We start from the raw sequence: 24,461 nt of genomic DNA on the forward strand, positions 1-24,461 counted from the left end.
GGCCCTGCAAACGGGTGTCAAACCTCCACACGCATGACCATGCACGCGAAGTCGTCGCAATCGGTCGGGTTTTTCGGGTCGAGTGTGGCATGGTCTCCCCGTGCCCACCCCCACCCTGGCCTTCGCGACCCCCCGAAAGCTCCCCAAACCGAGCGAGCTCCACGGGCGCGTGGTCGTCCTCGACGTGGCCTTCGCGTCCGAGGCCTCGGGCGGGGGATTCCAGAAGCTCACGCTCCCGCTCATCACGGGGCTCGGGCCGCGCCTCGTGGCGTGGGTCGATCACCACGACCACGTGGAGCACGCGACGTACGCGTCCGACCCACGTTTCGTGCTCGCGCGAAAGGCGGAGCACGGCGCGTGCCCCGAGATGGTCACCGAGGAGCTCGTCGCGCGGGTGGGCCCCGTCGACACCATCGTCTGCCACACCGATTTCGACGGCCTCGCCAGCGCCGCGAAGTGGATCCTGGGCGGAAAAGAGCCCTACCCCGGCGCCGACGACGACGCCCGCGCGATCGACACGCGCATCGGAAAACCGAGCTCGACGGCCGAGCGCATCGACCGCGCCATCCGCGCACGTGGCCGCGACTACGGCCTCCTCGGCGCGATCGTGCGCCTGCTCGTGTCGAAGCTCGGGGACGTGGCGCTCTGGGAGCCCATCGATCGCGCCGCCGCCGAGCTCCGCGAGATCGAGCGCGCGACCCGCAAGCTCGCCGAGGGCTACGTGCGCTACGACCTCGGAAAATCAGCCTTCCCGGCCGCGAAGACGCTGGCGTACGTCGACGTGACGGGCAAAGACGTCCGCTACGACAAGACCCTCTTGCTGCTCGCGGGGCAGGAGCGCGCGAGCCTCGCCGTGCTCGTCGATCGCGACACGCTCACCCTCGCCGCTCCGTTCGACAGCGGCATCAACTTCCTCGAGCTGCTCGGCCTGTCGGGTGGCATGCCGACCCTCGTCTCCGTGCCGAAGGCGCGCCTCGCGGACGCCCTCCGTGGCCTCGGAGTCACCACCTGGGACCGCGACGGCATCGTCGGCTGAGACGCGCGCCCCGTTTTTTCCGGAGCGCGCGAGCCTTCGTTCAGCCTACGAGCGTCTCGCCGAGCGCACCGAGCTCGTCGTAAAGGTGCACGTTGGCGACCGCGGTCTTCACGTACACGCCGATGTCCATCGACTCGTTCGGTCCGTGCGCGCCCGTCTCCGGATCGATGACGCCGTTCAGCATGAGCGGGAGCCTGGAGAAGCGCTTGCCGAAGAGCGAGACGAACGGGATCGAGCCGCCGATGCCGACCCGAATCGGCGCTCGGCCCCAAGCCTTCGTGTAGGCGCGATCCGCAGCCTCGAACGCGGGCCCCTTGGCCTCGTAGTCCCACGACGACGACGCGGCCGACTGCTCCGTGATGGTGACGGTCAAACCGCCGGGGACGTCGCGACGGAGCTCGGCCGACACGAGCTCGAGCAGCTCTCCCTTGGTCTGCCCCGGCGCGATGCGCATGCTGAGCTTCGCCGAGGCCGCCTTTCGGATCGCGTTCTTCTCGGTGCCGGGCGCAGGGAAGGTCGTCGACAAGATCGTGACCGCCGGCTGGCGCCAAGCCCACGCGGCAGGGGTGAGCCCACGATCGGGGAGCGGCGCGACCTCGTCGCGGAGGCGCGCGCCAACACGAATGACCTCGGGGGTGAGCGGCACGTCGCGCGAGCTCGCGAGCCACACGGGATCGATCGGCCTCCGCCCGAGCTTCATGCGCCCATCGCCGTCGACCAGCCGAGAGATCAACGAAATCAACGTGATCGCCGGGTCGGGCACCACATTTCCCCACAGGCCCGAGTGCACGTCGCTCTTGGCGCTCGCGACCTCGACCTCGACCTCGAGGAGGCCGCGGAGGCTCACCGTGAGGCCCGGGATCTCGGTGCTCGGGTTCTCGCAATCCGTGAGCACCATCGCGTCGGCGGCGAACGCGTCGGGGTACGCGTCCATGAACGCCTCGAGGTTCGGGCTCCCGATCTCTTCCTCGCCTTCGAGGAGGAGCTTCACGTTGCACGGGAGAGAGCCGGCCTCCGAGAACCACGACTCGATCGCGATGAGGTGCGAGAGCCAGCCGCCCATGTCGTCGGCGGCGCCACGGCCGTAGAGCCTCCCGCCCTTCTCGACGATCTCGTGGGGCGGCGTATCCCACGCCTCTCCTGCGACGGGTTGCACGTCGAAGTGCCCGTAGATGAGCACCGTGGGCTTCGAGGGGCCTGCGCCCAGCCACTCCGCGGCGACACACGGGTGCGCCCCGGGGACGTTCGGCAGATCGAGCACACGCGCGCGGGAGAGCCCGGCCGACGTGAGATCCTTCGCGAGGGTCTCGGCGAGCTCACGCACGCTCGAAGCTCGGGACGGATCACTCGAGATCGGAGCGAACGCCAGATAACGACCGAGGCGGGCGAACGAGGCTCGCGCCGACGCTTCGGCTTTTTCGGCGACACGGGACGCAGGGGTCGAAGTCGACATAAGGGCTCCGCTAGCACGTCCGGGCTCCCCGAGGGAGCCGGCACGTGGCGAGCCGACGCATGCTCGAAAACCAGGTCCGGCCGATGAAAATTAGGGCGCCGCGTCGACCGAGTTGGGGGGGGGACGCTCGGCCAACGCGACGCTACGGCCCTCTATGCGAGCGCCGTACCAACGTCACGATCTCGGGGATCGGGCCGAAATCTCCACGCTCGCGCCGCCGCCCCCTTTCGAGCCTTTCATCTTTGCATGCTCGAGGTTTCGAGTTTGCGAGTCATCGAAGTTTTCACGCAACGTCCGCGGGACCCCAGCCGATGCCTCACACGCGAGCCACGAAGGCTCCGAGGAGGCCCCATGAACGCCTGCATGTTCGATCCTGCCGATCCGTACGAAGACACCGTCGCCGTCGCCGACGAGCCTTACCCGCACGACGCACCGACGGTCCCCAACCTGCTCGCCGCCGATCCGTCGACCGAGGATCTCGAGCCCGAGCTCGCCCACGAAGGAGGTGACGACGCGTGAGGCTCGCTCCCGCGCTCACGCACGACAGAGGCGCCCACGCGAGCACCGCGGGGCGCCTTCGCCGCTCCTCCCACGCGAAGTGCGTCAGCCGAAGTTGACCGAGAGCTCGTTGCGGGCGCCGTGCATCTCCCAGAATTTGGCGGCGATGTCGTTCGCGTCGAGCGTCGCGTGGCCGGAGTCGAACGCCGTGCCCTTGACCATCCCGAGCACCACCACTTCGCCCACGTAGACGCCGTCGGCGCCGAGCTTGGCCGCGAGCAGACCGACGGTCTTGTGCTGCGCGGCCTTCGACACCGCGAGCCCCATGGCGCCCCACTGCGTGGCCATCGCGTCGACCTTCGGGTCGTAGTAGGCGAAGCCGCCGCCCGTCACGAGCAGCGCGCCCTTCGCGGCGACGAGGTCGGCGTGGGCCGCCTGGACGGCCGCGACGAGCCCACCGACGCTGACGTCGAACGGCGCGTGCAGATCGGCGGCCGAAGCCTCGAGCAGGTTCCCCGCGCCACCCGCGTACGCGTTGTAGTGCACGACCCCGATGGGGCCGAGCGCCTCGCGCGCCTTGCCGATCATGGCCTTCACCGCGCCGAAATCGGCGAGGTCCGTGGGGAACGCGGCGGCCCGTACACCGGCGTCCCCGAGGGCCTTCGCGGCCTTCTCGAGCCTCTCCGCGTTCCTCGCGACGAGCGCGACCGCGTAGCCCTCTTTTCCGAACTTCCTCGCCACGGCATCCGAGATCCCCGGCCCATGACCGCACACGACGATGGTCTTCGACATGCGCACCAGGGAACGGCGCACATGCCGAAGTGTCAAGAGAGCCGGGGTAGGACGTAGACCTACCGCCCGATATTTTCCGCCTTTTCGTCCTGGATTCGGCCCTTCCCTACCCGGCGTAGACCTCGTCCTGCTCGATGCGCGAGAGCACCCAGTCGAAGCTGCCGCTCGTGACGTGGGCCTCGCAATGCGTGCACTTTCCAGCCATGTTGATGGCGAGGGGAGCGCCGCAGCGCGGGCAGGTGCGGTCGGTCCGTGCGGCGCCCTTCGCCTCACGCGCGCGGACGAACGTCCAGTACTCGGTGTAGAGCCGCGGGTTCGCCCGATCGCCGCCCACGACCTGGCCGGTGTCGTCGGACAGGGTGTAGTCGAGCGAGCTGCCGTAGACGCGCACGGTGATCGCGTCGAAGTAGGCGTCGCTCGTGACACGCGCGAGCTCCACGTGCCGAACCGCGGCGTTCTCGGTCACGTTGCGGAGGCGCTGGCGCTGGTACTCGGACACCCAGAACGTCTGCGTGGCGAAGAGCGCGTCGCTCAGGTAGGGCCGCATCGACGCGAGATCACGGGCCGACCATGCCGTCTGAAATGTGTAGAACACATGCGTCACGCGCGCGACGAACCCGGGGTACGAGAACGCCGGGTCCTTCCGTGAGAGCTCGTCCACGCGCGCGCGGGCACGAGGGTCGACGACGGTGGGCATCTCGTTGCCTTGCTCCACGGTGGTGCCCGTGAGCATGGGGCCTCGGGCCTCGTTCTCGAGCACCTCGATCGCCACGACGACCCAATCGAACGCGCCCGTGCTCACGTCGTTCTGGCAGTACCTGCAGCGGCCGGCGAGGACCTGCTCGAGCGGCGCCGAGCAGGAGGGGCACCCGAGCACGCGGGCCTTGTCGGGGGCGCGAGATTTCGCGTCTTTCTTGCGGCGGAGCGACCACCGCTCCACGGAGTAGAGGGCCTCTTCCCGGCCCGAACGTGGGTCGCGGCGCGAGAGGTTCGTGTCGAGCACGAGGTGCGCGGTGACGTGGGTCGAGCCGGGCTCGAGCCCCTCGACCTCGTCGATGCGCATGGCCCCGACGAGGGCCGTCGTGAGCCCTTGGAGGGGCCTCGCCGAGAGCGTGCGCTTCGCGGCGTCGCCGAGGTAGGGAGAGAAGACCTCGAGCCGACCGTTGCCCGCGGCGAGCATCACGTCGACGTAGAGCGCCTGCGCGAAGTCTTCGAACACGATCACCGAGAAGTGCGGATCGGTGGACTCGAGCCCGCGCAGCCGCGTGCGCGCGGGGACCCCCGCGGGCCGACGAGGTGGCGGGGGGGGAGGAGGCACCCAGGGGCCGCGGGCAAGGCCCGTGGAGTACCCGTTGCCCGTCGGGCCGGACATCGCGCGCACCAGCGCGACGATCCCGAACACGATGATGAGCACGACGAGGCCGCCGACGGACATGCCTCCACCGCCGCCACCGCCCGAGCTCCGAGACCCGCCGCCGCCGAAGCCGGAGCCCCCCGAGCTGCGAGAGCCTCCACCCGAGCTCTTCGAGCCTCCTCCGAAGCTCTGGCCACCGCCCGGGCGCGCGAAGGCCGACGCGGCCACGACGAGCACGAACGCGAGCACCACGAGAGCCACGAGACTACGAAGGTGTTTGCGCATCAGGACACCTCGTCCGGGAGCTCGTTCACGTCGTCGGCCTCGCGCGGCAGGGCTTTCGCCAGGCCCTCCCCGAGCTTCTCGAGCGCCGCGGTGAACGCGCCGACGTCGCCCGCGACGAACGCCGCCTCGCACGACGCGCGCGCCGAGTCGAGGTAGGGCCCGAGGGCCTCGCGCGAGATGCCGATGTCGCTCACGATCTCGACCATGCGCTCGGCCGCCGACGCGTACACGAGCACGCCGACGCGCCTTCGTGTCGCGGTGACATTTTGCGTGACGAGCTCCACCTTCGCACCTTTCTCTACCTCGGCGCGCCGACGCGCTCGCGACGCGAGCCGAGGGCCGACGAGCGCGCGCGACACGAACGCCCCCACCGCGAACGCGACGAGCACGTCGATGGGGAAGTGCCGCTCGTCGAGCTCGATGGGATCGAACAAGAGCGCGAGCAGCACCACGAACGCGAGCCCTGCGCCCACGAGGACGTCGACGTCGCGGTAGAGCGAGGAGCGCGCGCGAACGCACACGACGAGCTCGGCGGCGGTCTGGCTCTCGACCTTCTTGACGGCCTCGACGAGGCGCGATTTCGCCTCTTCGGCGAGGAACGGTGTCATGGTGCTATCCCCTTCCCAGTAGCCTCACGGGGAGAGGCGCTCGCGAGCCCACCCGTCGCCCATTCGTGTATAGCGCACGCGATCGTGGAGGCGGTTCCTGCGCCCCTGCCACAGCTCGAGCACGTCGGGGACGACACGGTAGCCGCCCCAGGCCGGCGGGAGCGGGACATCCTTTCCCTCGAAGCGGGCGGTCACCTCGGCCATGGCCGCCTCGAGCACGGCGCGCGACGCGAGCACCGAGCTCTGCTTCGACGCCCACGCCCCGAGCTGGCTCTCTCTCGGGCGCACGCGAAAATAAGCCTCGGACTCCTCCCGCGGGACCTTCTCGGATCGGCCGCGCACACGCACCTGGCGGTGGATCTCGACCCACGAGAAGACGAGCGCGCACACCGGGCTCGCCGCGAGCTCGTGCGCCTTGTCGCTCTCGTAGTTCGTATAAAACGAGAAGCCCCGCTCGTCGGCGCCCTTCAAGAGCACGACGCGCGCGGCCGGCCCGTCGGGCGTGGTCGTGGCGAGCGTCATCGCGTTCGGCTCGGGCAACCCCGAGGCGACGGCCGAGTCGAAGAAGAGACGAAAGGCGCTCATCGGATCGGCCGGGAGGTCTTCGGGGTCGAGGGGAGCGTCACCGTACTCTTGGCGCAGCCGCGCGATCTTCTCGTCGATCATGCGAAAGGAGCCTACCAGCCCGATCGGCGCTTTCGCGACCGAAAGGCCCGTCCGCGCCGAGCGCACGGATTGCGTGTACCGACGAGCCTCGCGAAGGGAGCCGGTTCGGGTAGGATCGGGGGGCTCATGAGCCTCCCCACCTCGGCGAACGGAAGCCTCTCCACCCACGGCCCTCTGGCGGAGCGCATGGACGCGCTCGCGGCACACCTCGCCCAGCTCGCGCCGAAGGTGCACGCGCGTGTCGGCAGGCCGCACCCGCTCCTCGCGTCGCTCCTCCGAGACGGCTGCATGGTGGTCTTCGTCCCGGCGCGCGTGTGGGACAAGGGGCGCACGATCCTCGCGCCGTTCGCGCCCCTCTGCGCCGAGGGCAAGGCCCTGCTCCTGCTCGTCGGCAGGCCCACTTCCCGCGATTTCACCCGTGCCGGAGGCCTCGGCGTCGCCACCGTGCTCGCCGACGACGCGACGGCCGAAGAGCTCGAGGTCGCCACCGATCGCGCGTTCGAGCTGCTCGAGGCCAAAGGCCACGCCGAGAGCCGCGCGGCCTCGCTCTCGCGCTACCGGTACGAGATCGGCGAGCTCGTCGACATCGCGCGCGCCATGACCACCGAGCGCGACGTCAGCAAGCTTCTCGGGCTCATCCTCGAGAAGAGCCGGTTCGTCACGGGCGCGGACGCCGGCAGCATCTACGTGGTCGAGAACGAGGGGAGCACCCTGAGGTTCAAGCTCTCGCAGAACGACAGCGTCTCGTTCGACTCGCGCGAGTTCACGATGCCGCTCTCGAACCGCTCGATCGCCGGCGCCGCCGCGGTAGACAAGCGCGCCATCAAGATCGACGACGTGTACGCCTTGCCGGTCGACTCCACCTTCGCCTTCGATCGCAGGTTCGACGAGAAGATCGGCTACCGCACGAAGAGCATGATCACGGTGCCGCTCATCTCGCAGCGGGACGAGGTCATCGGCGTCATCCAGCTCATCAACAAAAAGCGCGACCCCCGCGCGAAGCTCGCCGACGCCGACGACGTCGCGCTCCAGGTGGTCCCCTTCGACGACCGGAGCGAAGAGCTCTTGCGCATGGTCGCCGCGCAGGCCGGCATCTCGCTCGAGACGGCGATGCTCTATCAAGAGATCCAGGCGCTCTTCGAGGGCTTCGTGCGCGCGAGCGTCGAGGCGATCGAGTCGCGCGACCCGACCACGAGCGGTCACTCGCGCCGCGTGGCCGATCTGACCGTTTCCCTCGCCAAGGCCGTCGACACCATCTCGAGCGGCCCCTACCAGGGGGCGAGCTTCACGAAGGAGGACCTGAAGGAGCTCGAATACGCGAGTCTTCTCCATGACTTCGGAAAAATCGGGGTCCGCGAGAACGTGCTCGTGAAGGCCAAGAAGCTCTACGACGAGCGGCTCGTCCTCGTGAAGGCCCGGTTCGATTTCGTCTCGCGATCGATCGAGGCCGACATCTTGCGGCGCAAGCTCAAGGCGGTCGAAGCCCACGCGCCGCTCAGCGAGCTGCGGGCCCTCGACGAAGAGATGGCGCGCCGCTTGAAGGAGCTCGACGACGCCTTCCAGACGGTGCTCGCCGCCAACGAGCCCTCGGTGCTCGCGGCCGGTGATTTCGCCAAGATCGAGGCCCTCGCCAAGGAGTGGTACTTCGACGTCGGGGGCGAAACGAAGCTCCTGCTCGAGCCCGACGAGGTCGTCGCCCTGTCGGTCAAGAAGGGCTCGCTGACCCCCGCGGAGTACGAGGAGATCACCGGCCACGTCTCTCACACGTTCAAGTTCCTCTCGCAGATCCCCTGGGGAAAGGCGCTGCGCAGGGTGCCGCATATCGCGGGAGCCCACCACGAGCGCCTGAACGGCACGGGCTACCCGAACCGCCTCCGCGCCGAAGAGATCCCCGTCCAGTCGAAGATGATGAGCATCACCGACATCTTCGACGCGCTCACCGCGAGCGACCGCCCCTACAAAAAGGCCGTGCCGCTCGAGCGCGCGATCGACATCCTCGAGTACGCCGTGAAGGACGGCCACGTCGACGGGGACCTCGTGCGGATCTTCAAAGAGGCGCGTTGCTGGGAGCCCCCGCGCTGAACGGGGGCCCACGCGGCAGCGCTCGTCACTCGGAGATCCAGTTGTCGCACCCCCCGAACGCGCGCACGGTGGCGCCCGCGGGCGCGTGGGGGAAGCTCTTGCCCTGGAAGGGGATCTTCGTCCCTGCGGCGACCGACTTCTGGAAGTGATCGTCGAGCGCGTTCTTGTGCGGGCTCACGAGCGCGACGAGCCTCTCCCCCTCGTAGAAGCCGAAGAACGCCTTGGGCGAGCGGCACGGCGACGCGCCGACGACGAACGTCCCCTTCAGCGTGACCTCGTCGAAGCCGCCCTCGACCTTCTGCGTGGTAGGCCCGTCGATCCGCGCCGTAGGGGGCCGAGAGCCGCCGGGCAGCGCGCTCACCGTGAGCGTGTGCCGGGCGTATTTCCCCTTCATTTTCGCCGGATCGCGGATGTAGTGGTACGGCGTGCTCTCACCGGGCAAGAGGTAGTAGACCTCGCCGCGCGCGTGCTCCTTGTCGCCGGCGTGGGCCTCTTGCTGGGCGACCTTGTGCCACCCCGAGACGTCGATGGGTGCCCCGCTCGCGTCGAAGAGATCGAGCGTGACCTTGACCGACTCGACCGGCGATCCGGTCTCGTTCGTGACCGTCCCGAGGATGTGAAGGTAGCCGGTCTCCGGGTCGAGCCCCGCCTTCCCCTCGGCGACGCGGAGCTTGGACGCGTCGACCGAAGGAGCCTGTCCGCGGCCCGCCTTCGGAGCCGAGTGCGAAGGGGCCGACACCTCGGCGGAGGTGACCGTGGTCGACGACGCCGCGACCTCGGACCGAGAGTCTTCTTTCGTGATGCCACGCGCGCCCTGGCAACCAACGAGCGCGAGGACGACGAAGGGCACGAAGATCGTTTTCATGGTCTATCTCCTTCACGGAAGCGACGCGGGGCCGGGCGGGCCGTGTGCCCGTCGCGCCTCGCTCTCGATGGGGAAGACAGGCCGTCGCGCGGCGGGTCGCACGAAATCGAACGGGATCACCGAATTCCGAAACCCCCAATAAGGACGGGCAGATAGGGGTCGTGCTCGACCTCGACGCAGGGCGGTTCGTGATAGAGTCTTGCCATGGGTGGCGAACGCGGGTGCGTCGACGACGATGAGCTCGTGGCCCTCGCCGACGCGCGGCTCTCGCCCGAGGACCGCGCGTCGCTCGTGAGCCACGCCGAGCGATGTGCTTCATGCCAAGCGCTCGTGGGTGCCATCCTCACCGAGGCCGATAGAGCGTCCGATCCGAACGCCACGGTGGACGAGCGGGACCGACACGAGCCACGGAGCCCCGTCGAACGGGCACGCTACGAGCTGGGCCGCACGCTCGGCGAAGGGGCCATGGGGCGCGTGGTGCTCGCGCGGGACACCCGGCTCGATCGCCCCGTGGCGCTCAAGCTCTTGGTGGACGAGTCGTCCGGGAGCGTGGCCCTCGAAGCCAGGCTCACGCGCGAGGCTCGAGCGATGGCGAAGCTCCTCCATCCGAACGTGGTGGCGGTGTTCGACGCGGGTCGCCTCGGCGACGGGCGCCTCTTCGTGGCCATGGAGTACGTCGACGGAGAGACCTTGCGTCAGCACGTCGCGCGCGCGAAGCCCTCCCGCGAAGCCATCGTGCGCCTCTACCTCGCCGCGGCTCGAGGCCTCGTGGCCGCCCACGATCTCGGGCTCGTGCACCGCGATTTCAAGGCGGACAACGTGCTCGTCTCCGCTTCGGGGGAGGTCAAGGTCGGCGATTTCGGCCTCGTGAGGAACGCGCTCGGCGGCGCGGTGCGAGAAGAGGCACACGACGACGAGGGCCCGGCCTCTCACGGCCTCACGCGGGACGGCACCATCCTGGGCACCCCGGCGTACATGGCTCCGGAGCAGCACGAAGGTCGACCGGCGGACGCGCGAGCCGACGAGTTCGCGTTCATGGCGAGCCTCTACGAGAGCCTCTCGGGAAAGCGGCCGTACGCGGGCTCGAGCCTCGCGGGCCTCCATGACGCGAAGAAGACCCTGCCGCCACCACCGACCGGAGACGAAACGCTCGACACGATCGTGCTGCGGGGACTCTCACCACGGCCCGACGATCGGTATCCGGACATGCGGGAGGTGGCGCTCGCGCTCGAGTCCGCCCTCGCGCGCGCCGAAGCGCCGACCCCGCCGCGCGCTCGTTCCCCGCGCGCCGCGGTGATCGCGGTGCTCCTGGCGATCGCCAGCGTCTCGGCTTACGTGGTCTCACGCGTCGACCACGAGGCCCCCCGAGACGCCCCCCAAACACCCTCCGCAGCGGCCTCTCGGCCAAGACCGGCCCGGGGCCTCGTGGCGATGCTCGAGTCGGCCGAGACCCGCGCGCGGATCGAGGCCGCGTACGCCTCCGGGAAGGCCCCGAGAGGGTCGGCTGCGGCCACCCTCACGAACCTGCTCGCCGCCGCGAAGGACCTCGAGGCCGCCGACGCGGTGGGGCCGACACCGGGCGAATCCGAGTGCCTCGACCTGCTCGCCGGAGACGTTCATCAGCTCGCGGACGAGGCGCTCAAGGTGAGCGACCGTTCGACCGCGGAGGGCCTCGTGCGCGCGACCGTCGCCCTCGAGCGCGCGACCTTCTGCCGCGGGGCCTCGCCCGACCCCGGGGACGCCACCGCGCCGAGGGAGCCCGGCCCCACGTTCCTCCGCATGCGCCTCGGTGCGCCTATTGGAGTATCTCCCCCTACACCGGGGCGCTTCGACGTCCCCTCCAAGCGCGGCGTGCTCACCTCGCTCGCGGTGCTCGACGTGCTCCACGACGATCCCGACGCCTTCCCGGACGACGGAGATTTTCGCGCGTTCGACGACGTCCTCGGCGTCGTCATGGACAAGGTGGAGCAACAAGTGGAGCTGCAACGAAAGGGCGCGGACGACATCGCGCAGAGAGCGCTCTCCGACACCTTCATGCGGCTCGATGGGGGAGGAGCGAGGGCGCTGCCCGAGATCGATCGCGCGGTCGCCGCAGCCGAGACGGTCGCGCTCGACGTCGCGCGGGCGAGGCTCGAGATCCTCCGCGCCGAGAAGGCCACCCCGGACGAGCGCGCGCGCCGGCTCGGCGATCTGATGCCCCTCGTGAGGCGCATCGCCGACGCCCGGACGAGCGAAAAATACGCCACGGCGCGCCTCTGGCTCGACGCGCTCCGCGGGCTCTCGCCCGTGTCCGGCACTCTCTCGACCTGCGCCGAGACGAAGGTCGGCGAGCGGCAAGGCTGCGCTTCCCTCTTGCTCGTCTACGGCGATCTCGCCGTCGACAGGAGCGCGCGCGAGGTCGATCTCGAGACGGCCACGGCGCGCGAGCTCTTCGGCGAAGGGCACCCCGTGTACGCCGAGAGCGTCGTGCACGCCGCCGAGCACGCTCTCCACCACGGCGACACCGACGCGGCGCTCGCCCGGGCAAAAGAGGCCCGCGCCATCCTCGAGGCCTCCCTGCAGGACGACGCGCACGTCATCCACGCGCTCTCCAGCTGGAAGCGACCGAGCCAAGAGGCCCTCCCGAGCACCCGCGCGCCGTTCGAGCCGCCGCTCTGGACCGGAATCGAGGCCTTCCGCAAATACGTGCATCTTGCACGCGCCATCGCCGTAGAGGTCCGCGCGCTACCGAAGGCAGCGGCACAAGCGGCGCTCGTCGAAGGGAGGGACCTGCGAGGCAGAGGGCGCGACGACGCCGTGCTGCTCCCGATCGAGCTCGCGGCCGTGGCGCGCTTCGGCGGGCCGCGCCCTGGCTTCGATCTCGCAAAAGCCGAACGTGGCCTCGGTCACCCGGCGGCTTCGGCGCGCACCTTCGCGTGGCTCGCGAGGTCCGAGCCCGACGAGAAGAAGGCGCGGGGGCTCTTCGCGAAGGCCCTCGAGGGGGTCGCGCTGCTCCCGCCCCACGAGCGGGCACAGCTCAGGTTCGAGGCGGCCGCACACGTGCAAGACAAGACCGTCGCGCGCGCCCTCCTCGAGCGAGCGCTGGTCGACGCGAGCCCCACCGACAAGCCGCGCATCGAGGCCAAGCTCCGGACGGTGCCCGACACCCCGAGCGTGCACGGCTCGCGGCCGTGACGCCCTTCAGGGAGACACGACCGTCGGCGTGAGCGCCACGCGGAAGTGCTCGACGACGAGGCTCGCCAAGGGGTCCCGCGCGAGCTTCTCGAGCATGCGCTCGACCTGCCGATCCGAGGTGCCCATGACGAGGTATTGGCGCAGCCCGAGCGTCTGCACGCTGTAGAAGAGCCCCGCGATCGCGTACGGCCCGAACGGCGTCTCCGGCAGATCGAGCGCGCTCCCGCTGATGGCGAAGACGGTGTTCGGCTCGTAGGCGACGATGGGCTTCTGGTGGAGCTCGGCGTACTTCGCGAGGGCGCGCGCGCGGGAGCCGCGGATCTCGCTCATGGCGAAGAGCCCGACGAGCGGCATCTGCCCCTCGGACTGCCGCGCGCGATCGATGCTGTAGGGCGGCAGCTCGGCGAGGTAGGCGTTGATGCGGCGCTGGCCCTCGTCCCAGAGCTTGCCGTCGGGCTCGCCCCCGTCCACGCGCACGTAGGCGTTGCGGCGGTAGTCTTGGATCCCGGCCGTGACATGGAACCGGAGGCGGCGCAGGTTCGGGTCGGAGGAGAGCGCGCGCTCGGTCCGCGCCTTTTGTAGGCGCGTGTGCGTCCGCAGGTCGTCGACGCTTCGGACCCAGTCCCCCGCGAGGTGGCCATCGTACCCGTAGTGGCTCGCGAGCAGGGCCCGCACCGAGTCTTCGTCGTGCACGACCAGCTTCGAGCCGTCGTGCCGCGTCACCTCGGGGCGCACGCCCAACAAGAAGCGCTCGAGATCGACGGCGACCCGGGTGGCCGCGAGCATGCCGCAGTTGAAGAGCGACCCTTGCTCGACGGTCAAATCGTGCAGAGTACACCTGAATTTGTCGTCCCCCTCGATCGACAGCTCGCCGTGGGAGAGGATGTGCACGAAGTACTCGGCGTGCTCGCCCTCCGCGAGGTCGCGCTGGGTGGCCTCGACGATGCGGCGAATGTCCGTGAGCACGTCCTCGGTCACGAACGTGCCGGGTGTGCGGAGCACGTAGAGCTCCGAGCGAATGCCGCGCGCGAGGTGCTCCGCGCGCACCTTCTCGACGACCTCGAGGTGCACTTGCCCCACGTCGCGCGCATCCGAGCAGCCCACGAGCACGTGGATCTGCGAAGGTTCCCGGTCCTGACGGCTCGCCTCTCCCATGCCCACAGAGTGGCCCGACCTCGGTGCGTCATACAACCTCGGATCCCACGACGCGGCGCGAAAGAAGGCCTACGATGAGCTCATGAGCCCCGAGGACCAAACCCTCGTCGAAGGCTGCCTCCGCGGCGACGCCGAGGCCCAGCGTACGTTCGTCACGCGATTCGGCCCCGTGATCGACGCCGTCGCCCGGAGGTTCTCGCGCAAGATCTCCGCCGACGACGCGCGGCAGCTCGTGCTCGCGCGGCTGCTCGTCGGTGAGGCCGGGGCGACCTCGCGGCTCGCGGCGTTCCGCGGAGAGGGCTCGCTCGCGGGCTTCGTGCGGGTCGTGGCCGCACGGGTGCTCGTCAACGCCCTCGAGAAGAAGACGGAGGACGTGCTCGCCGAGTCGATGGTCGAGCTCGCGGCGAGCTCGGGCTCCCCCGAAGATGCGCTCCGCGACGCCGAAGGGCGCACGCGCATGAAGCGAGCGTTCGAAGACGCCGTGGCCGAGCTCGACGAGAGGGACCGCGCGCTCCTCCGGTACACGCTGATCGACGGCGCGAGCATCGACACCATCGGCTCCCTCTACGGAGTGCACCGCGCCACGGCCGCGCGGTGGCTCGAGGCCGCGAAAGAGAGCCTCGGGCGTGCGATGCGACGCGCGCTCGATCGGTCAGGCACCGTCCCTCGTGATCGCGCCGACGCGATCCATTCGTCGGTCGTGAGCCGCGTCGATCTCTCGCTCGCTCGCGTGCTCGAGGGCTGAACGACCATCTCTCTGGCGCGCGACGATCGACGTGCTAGACCCGGTAGCGCTCGCGGAGCCGCGAGCTCGCATGACCTCCCTCGCCTGACACAGAGCCCGTTCGCCGACCGGTGGACGCTTCGTGAAACCCGGCCCGCGCCGCCCTCGAGGGCGTGCGTGTCGGCCGCTAAAAGGCGAGTCATTTCATGCATATTCACCTCTCCAAGGTGGCGATCGAGCGCGCGCGTCCGCTGATCGCCGAAGTGACCCTCACGCTAGGCCGCGGCCTCTACGGCCTCGTCGGCGAGAACGGCGCGGGCAAGACCTCGTTGCTCCGTGTGCTCGGCGGTCTCGACTCCCCCACCTCGGGACACGTCGCGTTCGTGCCCGGAGATATGCGTGTCCACCTCGTCGACCAGACGACCCACGTGGACGAGGCGCGGACGACCGAGCTCGCCGCGAGCACCACACGCGACGCGGCCCGGCTTCGTGCCGCGCTTCGGCTCGAGCCTCGAGGGCTCGGAGCGCCTCTCTCCCCAGGAGAACGGCGACGCTGGCAGATCGGCGTCGCTCTCTACGACGCCCCCGACGTGCTCTTGCTCGACGAGCCGGGGAACCACCTCGACGCCGACGGCGCCCGGGAGCTCTGCGCGGCGCTCGCGTCGTTCCGCGGGATCGCCGTCATCGTGTCGCACGATCGTGCCCTGCTCGACGCAATCACGCACACGACCCTCCGCATCGACGGCACGACGCTCACGCGCTGGGACGCTCCGTTTTCGTCGGCGAAAACCGAGTGGGAACGCGAGCTTGCGAGCCTCCGTGAGAGACGCGATCGAGAGCGCACCGAGCGCGATCGTCGGCGCGCGGCCGAGACCGTGGCCAAGGCCGCTCACGCCGGCGCCGTGGCCGAGACCAGCCGACGCGCGAGGATGAAATCTCCACGCGACGCGGACGGGCGCTCGGTCGGTGCGCAGTTCCGAGCCGACCGCGCGGCGAGCTCTCTGGGGCGCGCCACCGCGCGGGCGAGGGTGAGCGTCGAGCGCGCCGAGGCCAGCGTCGCTGCCGTCCGCGTACGGGAGCCCCTCGGGCGATCGATCTTCGTGCCGCACACGAGGTTCGAGCGGCCCCGCGTGCTCGCCCGTGAGCCCTTCACGCTGCGGCTCGGCCCACGCGAGCTCCACGTGCCGGCCCTGATCATGGCGCGCGGCGACAAGGTGCGCCTCGCGGGCGCGAACGGCGCCGGGAAGACGTCGCTCCTGACCGCGCTCTTCGGGGAGGCCGTGCGCCGGCCGAGGCTCGTCGAGGCCGACGTCACCTGCGTCCCGCAAGATCTCGGACCGAACGACGGCACGGCGGCCCTCCGGCACCTCGCGGGAGCCACGCGCGACCTGCGAGGCCGCATCTCGTCGTTGCTCGCGGCGCTCGGGGTTGTGCCCGAGCACGTGACCGCCCACGCGACCGGTGCGACGCTCTCCCCGGGCGAGCTCCGCAAGCTATGGCTCGCGCTCGCCCTCGTACGAAGCTCCTCGGTGCTCGTGCTGGACGAGCCGCAGAACGACCTCGATCTGCCGTCGGTGGAGCGGCTCGAGGAGGCGCTCGTGGCCTACCCCGGCGCGCTCGTGCTGGTCACGCACGACGCGACGCTCGCCGCGCGCACGACCCACGCCCGTTGGACCATCGAGGGAAACCGTGTAGAGCTCACGTAATGCGGCTCACGTCAGAATGCGCCGCCGAAGCCGAACGTCGCGCCCTGGGTCGAGGGGGCGAAGCTCGGCGCGAGGACGGGTTTTCCGTCCCAGCGTTTGGCCGTGAGCTTCGGCTCGCGAGGCTCCTTCGAAAGCACGGCCGCGTCCACGGCGACGGCGGCGAGCATACCTCCCACGACGCCCACGAACGCGGTGACGAGCGGCGCTCCGCAGAAGGAATCGCCTCCCCCGCGACAACCGTCGGCCAGCGCGCCGAGGCCGAGCCCGGTGAAGCCCCCGAGCACGGGCCCCACGGTGCGCATGCCGAGGCTCGCGCCGAACGCCCCGTAGTTGCCATGCGCGAGGTGTACGATCGGCGCTCCCAGGAAGTACGTCGACACCGAGGCGACGCCACCGACGGGCCCGGTCGCCGCGGCCGAGAAGCCCAAGAGCACCGCCGCCGTATCGGTGAGCAAGGTCTGGTAGCCGTACCAACGGCTGCCCGACGACGCGCGCGCACCCTCGGCCCCACACCCCGAAGGAGACTCCGTGCATCCTGCACCGAGCGTGAGCGTGGGCTGCTGCGCGCGCGGCGCCTCTTGCGGGGCCACGGTGGGCGAGGGAGCGGGAGCGAGGACGGGCGCGGGCACCGCCGAGGGATCCGGCGAGGCCGGGGGCGCGACCTCGACCTCCTCATCGGCGTGGGCAGCGCTCGACACGAGGACCGCCGCGAGGACCATCGACCCAGAGAGGAACGTGGTGAGATTCTTCATGCCTCGACGTATTGCAACCGTCGATCCATCGAAAAGTCCCGAGAAAACTGCCGCATCCTACATTCTCGCCCCCGGGGTCTCTCCCCCACGGCGCGGCACAGACTGGCACACGAATCGGGGATCAGCCTAGGGCCAGGTCGAACGCGCGCCCCTCACGGGCCGAGTCCACCGGGACCTCGAGGGCCGCGCCGGCGCCGGCCGCACGAACCGTGAGGGATACACGCTCCGAGTCGGCGATCCACGGCAGGATGCAGAGCCCTTGGGCGTGTCTCGCGCGGTACGCCCGGCGGAGCCCCGAGGGGTGCCAGACGGCATCGACCTCGACGAGAGCGGGGAGCTCGGCGCCTTTGCGCGCTCGGACGACGACCGGAGGCACGGGCGCACGGCTGCGAAAGAGCTGTCGCAGAAATTCGAGCATGCCGGTTCCGATGCGTAGGCCACCGAACGCATTCACGATTTCGCGACGCTGCGCCGACGCTCAGGTGCGCGCGAGACTCAGAGCTTCGTGAGGCCGAAGAACCGGGCGGCGCCTCGCGCGGCGCAAGCGCCCACGTCGAGCGCGTAGGCGGCGGGGCTGCCGCACGGCGCGTCGGTGCCGCGCGTCGCCATCGGGGTGCCGTGGCCCATGCCGGCCACGACGTCGAGCTCGACCCGGGTCTTCCCCGCTCCGTCGTGGAAGGCCTTCGTGCTCACGGCGCCGTCGCGCGTCTCCGCGTCGGGGGTCGCGTCGATGCCGGCGACGTTGGTCCACTGGAGCACGAGCGAGTCGGCGTTCTGCGGCTTCACGACCGGGTCGACGTCACCTTGCCAGATTTGAACGCGCACGTTGGCGCCGGGCGTGGCCGCGGCTCGGACGAGATCTCCCCACGCTTGCGCCGAGAGTGTCTTCGGTGTGCTCGAGCACGAGTACCCTTCGAGCGCGCTCGTGGCGCATCCGTACGGGATGCCTGCCTGGAGGCTCGCGGCGTCGAACACCTCGGGGTACGCGGACAGGGCCGCGGCCGCCATCGCGCCACCGGCCGAGAGCCCCGCGACGAACACCTGCGTCGCTCCGAAGCGGGCCTTTGCGTCGTTCGCGAGCGCGGCGATCGAGGCGAGCTCACCCTTGCCGCGCGCGGCGTGGTCTCTCGTGTACCAGCGGAAGCAGGTCGTCGCGTCGTTCGTGGTCGATTGCTCGGGGTACACCGCCACGAACCCGTACGCCTTCGCGGCGTCCGAGAAGCCCGCGCGCGCCATGTCGGCGGCGCGCTGCGTGCACCCGTGCAGCACGACGACCACGGCCTTCGCGGGGTTGCCCGCCGGGGCCTCGACGAACGCCGAGAGGCCACCCGGGTTCTCGGAGGGCATCGGGTACGTGCGGTACGAGAAGGCCTCGAGCGCGCCCCCGTCGGTCGTGGGGAGCGGGCCCGCGTCGCCAGGCGGAGGGACCACCACGGCGCCATCGGGGAGCACGATCGCCCCGCCGTCCGCCGCAGGGGTGCTCGCGTCGTCTTCGACGCGCGGCGTGGACGTGCTGCCGCAGGCCACGAGGGTTGCCACCACGGCGAAGAAAGGAAGGGCACGCTTCATGGGCGCACACCATGCCACCCGCCCCACGATGGTGCAATGCACCACGCCAAAATGAGCGCGTTCTGGCTCGATTCACTGGGTTACAGGCACCCACATGGTGCAGCGCAAGATATCCCATGAGCCCCGGCCACGAGGTACGGTGACACCATGCCCCCGACCTTCGCCCGCGCTGTCGCGATCTCGGTCACCGTCGCTGCCCTGACCGCGGCTCCCTGCGCGCGTGCCGACGAGCCCGAGACGAAGTGGCGCGGCGCCGTGGCCGCGGGCACCGAGCTCCCGATGTCGGTCGGCGTCCGAGGGCAGGTCGAGGCGCCGTTCCGCGTGCGCCTCTCGACGACGCTCGGCGTGCTCCCGGGGCCGTACGTCTCGGCGATCAACGGGTTCCTCGTGGGCATCGGCGCGTATGGCGACGACACCGCGACGCTCGTGAAGTCGACCTTGTCGTCGTCCCTCATTTGGCGCACGCACGTCGGGTATCGGCCCTTCGCGAAGCACGGCTTCACCGTGGAGGGAGGCTACGGCCTCGTCACGCTCGGAGGCGGCGCCACGCAGGCGACGCTCGTCACGGCCCTGACCGGGAGAGAGGCGCCGAACGCGAACGACGAGAAGACCTACTCGGCGCGCTCGACGCTCCACATGCTCGACGTCGAGCTCGGGTGGGAGTGGGAGGTCGTGCGCCACCTCTTCGCGAGGGTCGCGCTCGGAGGCGCGTTCACCGTGGGCTCGTCGACCACGATCACCCCGGATTTCCAGCCTCGCGCGCCGCGCCTCACGACGGCGTTCGCGAGCTACGGCGAGGCCTACCTGGACGACGTCTACACGTCGTACGTCTTCACACCCGTCGCCTCCGTGTGGGCCGGGTACGCGTTCTAGATCTCCGTTGACGGGGCGTAGCCTTCGAGAAACGATGAGAGGTTCGTCGGTCGAGCCGACTCAGGGAGGACACCATGCGGGGTAGGTTCGTGTTCGTTGGGGCAACGTGCGCCATCGCGGTCGCGGCGGCGTGCACGGGTGACGACGCCATCTTCACCGGAGGGCCGGACGCGGGCACGGGCGACGTCCCGGTCGTACCCACGACCACGCCCACCACGCCGCCCCGGCCAGACGCCGCGCTCCCCATGGACGCGACCCCGCAGGAGGACGCCACGGCCGACGCGTGGTCGGACGCACAGAGCGACGCCGCGGGAGATGCCGCGCCTCCCCTCGGCCTCGGCCCCGACGGCGTCATCCGAGGCCTTATCACGCTCCGCCTGAGCTACGTGGGGCGTCTCCCCGAGGCGAGCACGCTGTGCCCCGCCTACGCGACGGTCGTCAATGGGTGCTGCGTCTGGTCGGGGAATATCCTCAGTCCCTCCGTCATCTACGCGGCCACACTCAGCCCTCCAAATGCAGCGGGGACATACAGGAGCGTCGCCATCAGCATCGACGGCATCCGAAGTGGAGCGTTCACCTCCATCGGCCTGACCGTGCTCGCTCCACCAGGGGTTTATGAAGCGCAGGTCTCGGGCGGTCCCGCGGTGCGGGCCTACCTCGAGCTCATGCACCAGATTGCCCAAAGGTACGCGACGGCGACAGAAGCCCAAGGGCTCCGTCACATCATCGACAATTCCATCTTTTCGATGCAGGTTGGAGGCAGCTTCCACCAGACCTCCCATCGTTTCAGGTCGATCGAACGCGACGGTGGCCCCAATTCCATCCAGCACTCCCTCTCTCTTTCGGGGCAGGGGCTTTTTGCGAACCCGACCCTTCACTCCCCGACCTGCCAATCGACCATTTCGCCCAACTTCAACACCGATAATTTCAACTACTCGATGTCCTATTGAGGGGCGTATCTCCGCGGCGCCGGGCCTGCTTTGCGCGCCGAGCCCGGCGACGCGCGGCAGGGCCCGGCTTCCAGCCGCCGGACACGCGCGTCACGGAGCTTGTGAGACGCGGAGATCCACCTTGCCCGGGGCGCCGTTCGCGCCGTTCGCGCCGCGCGCTCCGGGGCTGCCGTTCGAGCCTGACGATCCGGACATGCCACCCGAGAGGTACGTGGAGCGCTTGGTGACCGAGTCGTAACACGAGGTCCCCGAGCCGCCCGAGCCGCCCGCGCCCCCCGCGCCTCCGCGGCCTCCATCGCCACCCGCGCCGCCGTGCCCACCCTCGCTCCGCACGATGTTTCGCACGAGCTGCGCGACCGCGTCGCAGTTGCCCGTGACACACGCGAGCTGGGCGTACACGTCTCCCCCGGGCCCTCCGGGGCCTCCGGGGCCACCCGCGGTGCCATTTCCGCCGTTCCCGCCGCGACCGCCGTTCGTGCCGGGGCTCCCGGGGCACGACGCGTTGGAGCCCGCGCTCCCCGCCCCGCCGGCCGCGCCATCGGTGCCTCGTGTGCCGGGTTTTCCCGCTCCGCCGCGCGAGACGATAGCCATCTTCGAGAGATCGTCGTTCTCGATCACGCCGCGCCATTTGCCATTCGGGCCCTCGACGGCGAAGAGCAAACGAGGCGAATAGCGGCGCTCGATGGATACCCGAATATCGGGCCCCCGCGACGACATCGGCCCCTCGAGGACGATGGGCTCGGGGGCGTCGAAGTGGATGGGCCACTCGAGCGTGATCACCGGCTTTCCGGCCACGTCGACCGGGATCGGCAGGTTCTCTGTATTGTACACGAGCTTGAGGGCGTCGGCCGTGGCGATGCGCTCGACCACGTGCATGAGGCCCTGCTCGTCGACCGTGAGAATGGGCACACGCGGGCGCACCGTGTGAGCGTCGATGCAGGGGGTGACGTCGAGCGCCTCGGGGTGAGCGCACACGGTGAGCGGATCGGAGTAGCCCGGGACACGCACGAACAGCGCGCCGCGCAGCGTGACCGACGGAATGACCGTCTTGGTTTTGTCGAGCGGGAGCAGGTCCGACACTTGTTTCCACAAGTCTTGCCGGACGCGAATGCCACGAAAGCCGACCTTGGCGTCGTCGATCCAACCCGACGAGGGTGGGGTCTTCTCGAGATCGACCGTGTTGCGCCCCGTGGCCATAACACGCGCCTCGACCTCGCCGGCCTGCGCCGCCACCTCGGGAGACTTGGACGCCCGCACGTGCAGCTTCACGATCGCGAGGCGCGCGCCGCGCCGGAGCTCTTCGCTCTTGGCGTGGTTCGCGATGCGAAAGAGCATGGTCTCGTCGCCCTTGGCAAAGAGCGCGTCGACCACGGCGGCGGTCATGGGCTTCCCTTCGTACGTGCCGGCGACGAGGTCGACCTCGGAGAGCATGTCTTTGCCGAGCTGCGTGGCGGTGGGCCCGAGCTTCTGGCTCGCGAGCACCTTGCGGAGCGCGGCGATGTCTTCGGCGATGGCAGCGTCGCGCGGCTCGGCCCCGCGGGGGCGCAAGAGCAACGTGCGATGGAGGGCCTCGAGCCGGGCTTTTTCGGCGGCGTCGGTCTCGACGGCGCTCTTTCCGAGGTAGGCGCGGTACTCGTGCACGAGGGCCTCGAGGATGCGCGAGCGCGCCTCGGGGGACGACGACTCGAGCATGAGCGCGACGCACCTCTGGAACACGATCGGGCTCACCTCGCCGACGCCGTGCACCAGCGTGTCGACGTCGCGGAGCGTGTCGCCCGAGACGTGCGCCGAGCTCGCGCGAGCGTCGCACACGGCGGCCGTGGCGCCCGGCTGCTTCAGGTAGTGCACGAGGGCCGACGACGTGCCCACCTGCGCCATCGACTCGGCCGAGAACGGCGTAGGGTACCTCGGCCCGCAGGACGAGGCGGCAGACACGAGCCCCGCCACCGAGGCCACCACCGTCACCGCGCGCAGGACCCCGCGCGCACGTCGCGCCAGGGTGGGAGCTTTCGCCGCCGACATCGCGTGCATCAGCCCTTCTCTTCGGGCACGGGCGTGAGCGTGTTCAGCGGCACCGACCGGCGGATCGGCGTGAGGAAGATCTGGATGGGCGACTTGCATGCCTCGTCCGGAGACTCTTTCGTGGCGTGCTCGCAGCTCGTGGGATCCCCCGCCGAACGAAGCACCGATTTGCTCTGCGCGGCCGAGCCTTTGCCGCCCATGCCGGCCACCTCGACGCCTGCGTTGCCCGCGACGTTGCCGCCCGAGACGAGCTTGAACGCGCCCACGCTGAGCGCGGTGACGAGGTGGGTCGCCCTCGCACACTCGGCGCCCGTGGTGGCGTCTTGGGCCGCCTTTCCGACGAGCTGCATCTGGCCGGCGACGGTCGTCTCCACGTGGAGCGAGCCCGACATCTTGAGCTGCCCCGAGAGCGTCACCGCGCCGAGCGGGAGCTTCGTGTAGAGGTCGTCCTCGTCTTGGATGTCGGTCGTGTCGCGCGAGAGGGTGGTGCGCTTCCACGCGTACGCTCCGGGTACTTTGCACCTATCGACGATGCGCAGCTCGCAGCCCGAGTACTCGACGGCGACGGCGCCCTCGGCGAGCAGGGCCTCGAGGCGCGCCTTGTAGGGCGCGGGCCACTCGGTCACGAGGGGTTGCTCGCGGCTCGCGGCGACGCTGCATCGCGCGAGCTGCGTGGTGTCGTGACCTTGGTTCGGCATGACGGCCTCGGCCACGGGTGCGCCATGGCACGCGGCGAGCGCCAACGACGAGACGACCACGAGCCCCACGAGCTTCCTCATGGGGCCAGTCTTTGCACAGATTTCGAGCGAGCCAAAGGGGCGACGTCAGGGCCCCTTGGCCGAGGCCGCCACGGCGTTGTCGAACGCCTCTTCGGTGTGGAGCGGGCCGCCCACCCAGCGGATCTTGCCCTGCCCGTCGGCCACGAACACCATGGGCAGCTCGCCCACCCGAAAGCGGCCCGAGACCGCGTGGCCTCCGTCTTGAACGACCGGGAACGTGAGCCCGTACTGCGCGACGAGCTCTTTCACGTCGGCGTCGGACTCGTCCTCGGAGACGCCCACGACGGCCACCTCGGGGTGGGACTTGGCGAACGCCTCGACGAACGGGAGCGTCTTTTTGCAGGGCTCGCAGAACTTGGCGAAGAACTTCACCACGACGACCTTGCCGCGGAGCGTGTCGGTGTCGACCTCGCGCCCGTCGATGGCAGCGCGTTTCACGCGTGGGAGCGCCTTCGGGCCGCTCGCGTCGGGCGAGAGCGAGCTCCCCCGGTACGAGATGGGCATGGGAGGCGTGCAGGCAGCGAGGCCCGAGAGCGCAAAGACGACGGCCACGAGGCGAGAGGCGCGCATGGCGTTCGCGTAGCACGGGATCGCGGGTTCCCCGAGAAAAAGGGGCTCCTCGCGGGCTCGAGCGGCCTTATCGTCCGGGCATGAGCGTGGGTTTTTGGGTCGCCGTGATCCTCGCCGTGATGCACGGTGCGGCGATGTTCGCCGTGTGGCTCGTCACGCGGAAGAAGAAGGAGGCCGACGCCGCGACCCTCGAAACGGCGCGGATCACGGCGGTCGAGCGGCAGGTCCCGGACGTCGCTTCGGGCACGGTGAAGGTCGTGCTGCGCCTCGCGCTCCCGTCCGGCGCGGAAGAGGGCGTCGTGTGGGAGATCCGCGAGGGTCACCTCGGGGACGTCGCGGAGGGCTGCGAGATCCCCGTGCGGCGCGCGTCTCCGAGTGGCTTCGTCGCGCCGGCCGTGCCCTTCGCCGAGCTGTCGGAGATGCACACGAGGCTGTGGGTGCGGGGGACGTGACGGTTGGGGGGTGGCGCGGAATGGCACGGGGGTGAGCCATGGGGGTGAAGGGCAAACCCACCGCAGGACAGGCCCCGGGGGCCTCGGGGAAGGAGA

The 24,461-nt window shown here is 70.1% G+C and carries 22 protein-coding genes; 9 read left to right on the plus strand and 13 right to left on the minus strand.

Translation table 11 applies throughout. The annotated features are described in order from the left end of the window. Positions 1–100: 100 nt before the first annotated feature. Complete coding sequence (locus IPK71_01460) at positions 101–1,036, plus strand: hypothetical protein (protein MBK8212391.1); 936 nt, start codon at positions 101–103, stop codon at positions 1,034–1,036. Positions 1,037–1,076: 40 nt separating this feature from the next. On the opposite strand, the gene IPK71_01465 is transcribed toward IPK71_01460, so the two are convergent. Next, on the minus strand, positions 1,077–2,489 hold the full coding sequence (locus tag IPK71_01465) for a M20/M25/M40 family metallo-hydrolase (GenBank protein MBK8212392.1): 1,413 nt from the start codon (positions 2,487–2,489) through the stop codon (positions 1,077–1,079). Positions 2,490–2,840: 351 nt separating this feature from the next. On the opposite strand from IPK71_01465, the gene IPK71_01470 reads away from it, so the two are divergent. Next, positions 2,841–3,008, plus strand: coding sequence for a hypothetical protein (locus IPK71_01470; GenBank protein MBK8212393.1), 168 nt, complete (start codon positions 2,841–2,843; stop codon positions 3,006–3,008). Between the two features lie 84 nt (positions 3,009–3,092). On the opposite strand, the gene IPK71_01475 is transcribed toward IPK71_01470, so the two are convergent. The 4 genes from IPK71_01475 to pdxH all read right to left on the minus strand — a co-directional run bounded on the left by IPK71_01475 (position 3,093) and on the right by pdxH (position 6,692). Beyond that, on the minus strand, positions 3,093–3,779 hold the full coding sequence (locus IPK71_01475; GenBank protein ID MBK8212394.1) for an SDR family NAD(P)-dependent oxidoreductase: 687 nt from the start codon (positions 3,777–3,779) through the stop codon (positions 3,093–3,095). A gap of 106 nt (positions 3,780–3,885) precedes the next feature. Next, on the minus strand, positions 3,886–5,418 hold the full coding sequence (locus tag IPK71_01480; protein ID MBK8212395.1) for a Tim44 domain-containing protein: 1,533 nt from the start codon (positions 5,416–5,418) through the stop codon (positions 3,886–3,888). Then, positions 5,418–6,026 (minus strand): hypothetical protein, encoded by a 609-nt coding sequence (locus tag IPK71_01485; GenBank protein ID MBK8212396.1) that lies wholly within the window; start codon positions 6,024–6,026, stop codon positions 5,418–5,420. Before IPK71_01485 ends, IPK71_01480 begins: the two co-directional genes overlap by 1 nt. Before the next feature lie 24 nt (positions 6,027–6,050). Next, complete coding sequence (gene pdxH, locus IPK71_01490) at positions 6,051–6,692, minus strand: pyridoxamine 5'-phosphate oxidase (GenBank protein MBK8212397.1); 642 nt, start codon at positions 6,690–6,692, stop codon at positions 6,051–6,053. Positions 6,693–6,818: 126 nt separating this feature from the next. Between pdxH and IPK71_01495 the strand changes: the two genes are divergently transcribed. Then, positions 6,819–8,774: a GAF domain-containing protein gene (locus IPK71_01495; protein ID MBK8212398.1), complete on the plus strand. Its 1,956-nt coding sequence runs from the start codon at positions 6,819–6,821 to the stop codon at positions 8,772–8,774. A gap of 25 nt (positions 8,775–8,799) precedes the next feature. Here IPK71_01495 and IPK71_01500 read toward each other — a convergent pair whose 3' ends face one another. Continuing rightward, complete coding sequence (locus tag IPK71_01500; GenBank protein ID MBK8212399.1) at positions 8,800–9,639, minus strand: hypothetical protein; 840 nt, start codon at positions 9,637–9,639, stop codon at positions 8,800–8,802. Between the two features lie 204 nt (positions 9,640–9,843). Between IPK71_01500 and IPK71_01505 the strand changes: the two genes are divergently transcribed. Continuing rightward, on the plus strand, positions 9,844–12,813 hold the full coding sequence (locus IPK71_01505) for a protein kinase (GenBank protein MBK8212400.1): 2,970 nt from the start codon (positions 9,844–9,846) through the stop codon (positions 12,811–12,813). A gap of 6 nt (positions 12,814–12,819) precedes the next feature. On the opposite strand, the gene IPK71_01510 is transcribed toward IPK71_01505, so the two are convergent. Beyond that, a complete protein-coding gene (locus IPK71_01510; GenBank protein MBK8212401.1) occupies positions 12,820–13,968 on the minus strand; it encodes a hypothetical protein in 1,149 nt (382 codons plus the stop codon). On the opposite strand from IPK71_01510, the gene IPK71_01515 reads away from it, so the two are divergent. Together IPK71_01515 and IPK71_01520 are read left to right on the plus strand one after the other, a co-directional pair. Further along, on the plus strand, positions 13,967–14,713 hold the full coding sequence (locus IPK71_01515; GenBank protein ID MBK8212402.1) for a sigma-70 family RNA polymerase sigma factor: 747 nt from the start codon (positions 13,967–13,969) through the stop codon (positions 14,711–14,713). The genes IPK71_01510 and IPK71_01515 overlap by 2 nt on opposite strands. A 185-nt stretch (positions 14,714–14,898) precedes the next feature. Next, on the plus strand, positions 14,899–16,398 hold the full coding sequence (locus IPK71_01520) for an ABC-F family ATP-binding cassette domain-containing protein (GenBank protein ID MBK8212403.1): 1,500 nt from the start codon (positions 14,899–14,901) through the stop codon (positions 16,396–16,398). 11 nt (positions 16,399–16,409) lie between these two features. Here IPK71_01520 and IPK71_01525 read toward each other — a convergent pair whose 3' ends face one another. From IPK71_01525 to IPK71_01535, 3 genes are all read right to left on the minus strand, one after another. Then, entirely contained in the window at positions 16,410–17,150 is a 741-nt protein-coding gene (locus tag IPK71_01525) for a hypothetical protein (GenBank protein MBK8212404.1), read from the minus strand. Positions 17,151–17,271: 121 nt separating this feature from the next. Continuing rightward, positions 17,272–17,568, minus strand: coding sequence for a hypothetical protein (locus IPK71_01530; GenBank protein MBK8212405.1), 297 nt, complete (start codon positions 17,566–17,568; stop codon positions 17,272–17,274). 77 nt (positions 17,569–17,645) lie between these two features. Continuing rightward, positions 17,646–18,719, minus strand: a complete 1,074-nt coding sequence (locus IPK71_01535) for a PHB depolymerase family esterase (GenBank protein MBK8212406.1) — start codon at positions 18,717–18,719, stop codon at positions 17,646–17,648. Between the two features lie 147 nt (positions 18,720–18,866). On the opposite strand from IPK71_01535, the gene IPK71_01540 reads away from it, so the two are divergent. After that, a complete protein-coding gene (locus IPK71_01540; protein ID MBK8212407.1) occupies positions 18,867–19,592 on the plus strand; it encodes a hypothetical protein in 726 nt (241 codons plus the stop codon). A 74-nt stretch (positions 19,593–19,666) separates the two neighbouring features. Further along, positions 19,667–20,542 carry a hypothetical protein gene (locus tag IPK71_01545; protein MBK8212408.1) on the plus strand — a complete coding sequence of 292 codons (876 nt, stop codon included), beginning with the start codon at positions 19,667–19,669 and terminating at the stop codon, positions 20,540–20,542. Between the two features lie 90 nt (positions 20,543–20,632). On the opposite strand, the gene IPK71_01550 is transcribed toward IPK71_01545, so the two are convergent. The 3 genes from IPK71_01550 to IPK71_01560 all read right to left on the minus strand — a co-directional run bounded on the left by IPK71_01550 (position 20,633) and on the right by IPK71_01560 (position 23,913). Continuing rightward, positions 20,633–21,133 carry a PE family protein gene (locus tag IPK71_01550; GenBank protein ID MBK8212409.1) on the minus strand — a complete coding sequence of 167 codons (501 nt, stop codon included), beginning with the start codon at positions 21,131–21,133 and terminating at the stop codon, positions 20,633–20,635. Between the two features lie 1,439 nt (positions 21,134–22,572). Then, the gene (locus IPK71_01555; GenBank protein ID MBK8212410.1) at positions 22,573–23,343 is read right to left on the minus strand and encodes a hypothetical protein; all 771 of its coding nucleotides are present in this window, start codon (positions 23,341–23,343) and stop codon (positions 22,573–22,575) included. Positions 23,344–23,388: 45 nt separating this feature from the next. Next, positions 23,389–23,913 carry a TlpA family protein disulfide reductase gene (locus IPK71_01560; GenBank protein MBK8212411.1) on the minus strand — a complete coding sequence of 175 codons (525 nt, stop codon included), beginning with the start codon at positions 23,911–23,913 and terminating at the stop codon, positions 23,389–23,391. An 80-nt stretch (positions 23,914–23,993) separates the two neighbouring features. Between IPK71_01560 and IPK71_01565 the strand changes: the two genes are divergently transcribed. Further along, positions 23,994–24,365, plus strand: coding sequence for a hypothetical protein (locus tag IPK71_01565; protein MBK8212412.1), 372 nt, complete (start codon positions 23,994–23,996; stop codon positions 24,363–24,365). Positions 24,366–24,461 lie beyond the last annotated feature (96 nt).

Source organism: Myxococcales bacterium, from assembly GCA_016712525.1.
Classification (GTDB): domain Bacteria; phylum Myxococcota_A; class Polyangia; order Polyangiales; family Polyangiaceae; genus JAAFHV01.

What these genes read in the sequence shown, in the direction of transcription:
- IPK71_01465 (MBK8212392.1), bottom strand. Translation starts at nt 2,489, where the DNA reads ATGTCGACTTCGACCCCTGCGTCCCGTGTCGCCGAAAAAGCCGAAGCG.
- IPK71_01470 (MBK8212393.1), top strand. Translation starts at nt 2,841, where the DNA reads ATGAACGCCTGCATGTTCGATCCTGCCGATCCGTACGAAGACACCGTC.
- IPK71_01475 (MBK8212394.1), bottom strand. Translation starts at nt 3,779, where the DNA reads ATGTCGAAGACCATCGTCGTGTGCGGTCATGGGCCGGGGATCTCGGAT.
- IPK71_01480 (MBK8212395.1), bottom strand. Translation starts at nt 5,418, where the DNA reads ATGCGCAAACACCTTCGTAGTCTCGTGGCTCTCGTGGTGCTCGCGTTC.
- IPK71_01485 (MBK8212396.1), bottom strand. Translation starts at nt 6,026, where the DNA reads ATGACACCGTTCCTCGCCGAAGAGGCGAAATCGCGCCTCGTCGAGGCC.
- pdxH (MBK8212397.1), bottom strand. Translation starts at nt 6,692, where the DNA reads ATGATCGACGAGAAGATCGCGCGGCTGCGCCAAGAGTACGGTGACGCT.
- IPK71_01495 (MBK8212398.1), top strand. Translation starts at nt 6,819, where the DNA reads ATGAGCCTCCCCACCTCGGCGAACGGAAGCCTCTCCACCCACGGCCCT.
- IPK71_01500 (MBK8212399.1), bottom strand. Translation starts at nt 9,639, where the DNA reads ATGAAAACGATCTTCGTGCCCTTCGTCGTCCTCGCGCTCGTTGGTTGC.
- IPK71_01505 (MBK8212400.1), top strand. Translation starts at nt 9,844, where the DNA reads ATGGGTGGCGAACGCGGGTGCGTCGACGACGATGAGCTCGTGGCCCTC.
- IPK71_01515 (MBK8212402.1), top strand. Translation starts at nt 13,967, where the DNA reads ATGCCCACAGAGTGGCCCGACCTCGGTGCGTCATACAACCTCGGATCC.
- IPK71_01510 (MBK8212401.1), bottom strand. Translation starts at nt 13,968, where the DNA reads ATGGGAGAGGCGAGCCGTCAGGACCGGGAACCTTCGCAGATCCACGTG.
- IPK71_01520 (MBK8212403.1), top strand. Translation starts at nt 14,899, where the DNA reads ATGCATATTCACCTCTCCAAGGTGGCGATCGAGCGCGCGCGTCCGCTG.
- IPK71_01525 (MBK8212404.1), bottom strand. Translation starts at nt 17,150, where the DNA reads ATGAAGAATCTCACCACGTTCCTCTCTGGGTCGATGGTCCTCGCGGCG.
- IPK71_01530 (MBK8212405.1), bottom strand. Translation starts at nt 17,568, where the DNA reads ATGCTCGAATTTCTGCGACAGCTCTTTCGCAGCCGTGCGCCCGTGCCT.
- IPK71_01535 (MBK8212406.1), bottom strand. Translation starts at nt 18,719, where the DNA reads ATGAAGCGTGCCCTTCCTTTCTTCGCCGTGGTGGCAACCCTCGTGGCC.
- IPK71_01540 (MBK8212407.1), top strand. Translation starts at nt 18,867, where the DNA reads ATGCCCCCGACCTTCGCCCGCGCTGTCGCGATCTCGGTCACCGTCGCT.
- IPK71_01545 (MBK8212408.1), top strand. Translation starts at nt 19,667, where the DNA reads ATGCGGGGTAGGTTCGTGTTCGTTGGGGCAACGTGCGCCATCGCGGTC.
- IPK71_01550 (MBK8212409.1), bottom strand. Translation starts at nt 21,133, where the DNA reads ATGGCTATCGTCTCGCGCGGCGGAGCGGGAAAACCCGGCACACGAGGC.
- IPK71_01555 (MBK8212410.1), bottom strand. Translation starts at nt 23,343, where the DNA reads ATGAGGAAGCTCGTGGGGCTCGTGGTCGTCTCGTCGTTGGCGCTCGCC.
- IPK71_01560 (MBK8212411.1), bottom strand. Translation starts at nt 23,913, where the DNA reads ATGCGCGCCTCTCGCCTCGTGGCCGTCGTCTTTGCGCTCTCGGGCCTC.
- IPK71_01565 (MBK8212412.1), top strand. Translation starts at nt 23,994, where the DNA reads ATGAGCGTGGGTTTTTGGGTCGCCGTGATCCTCGCCGTGATGCACGGT.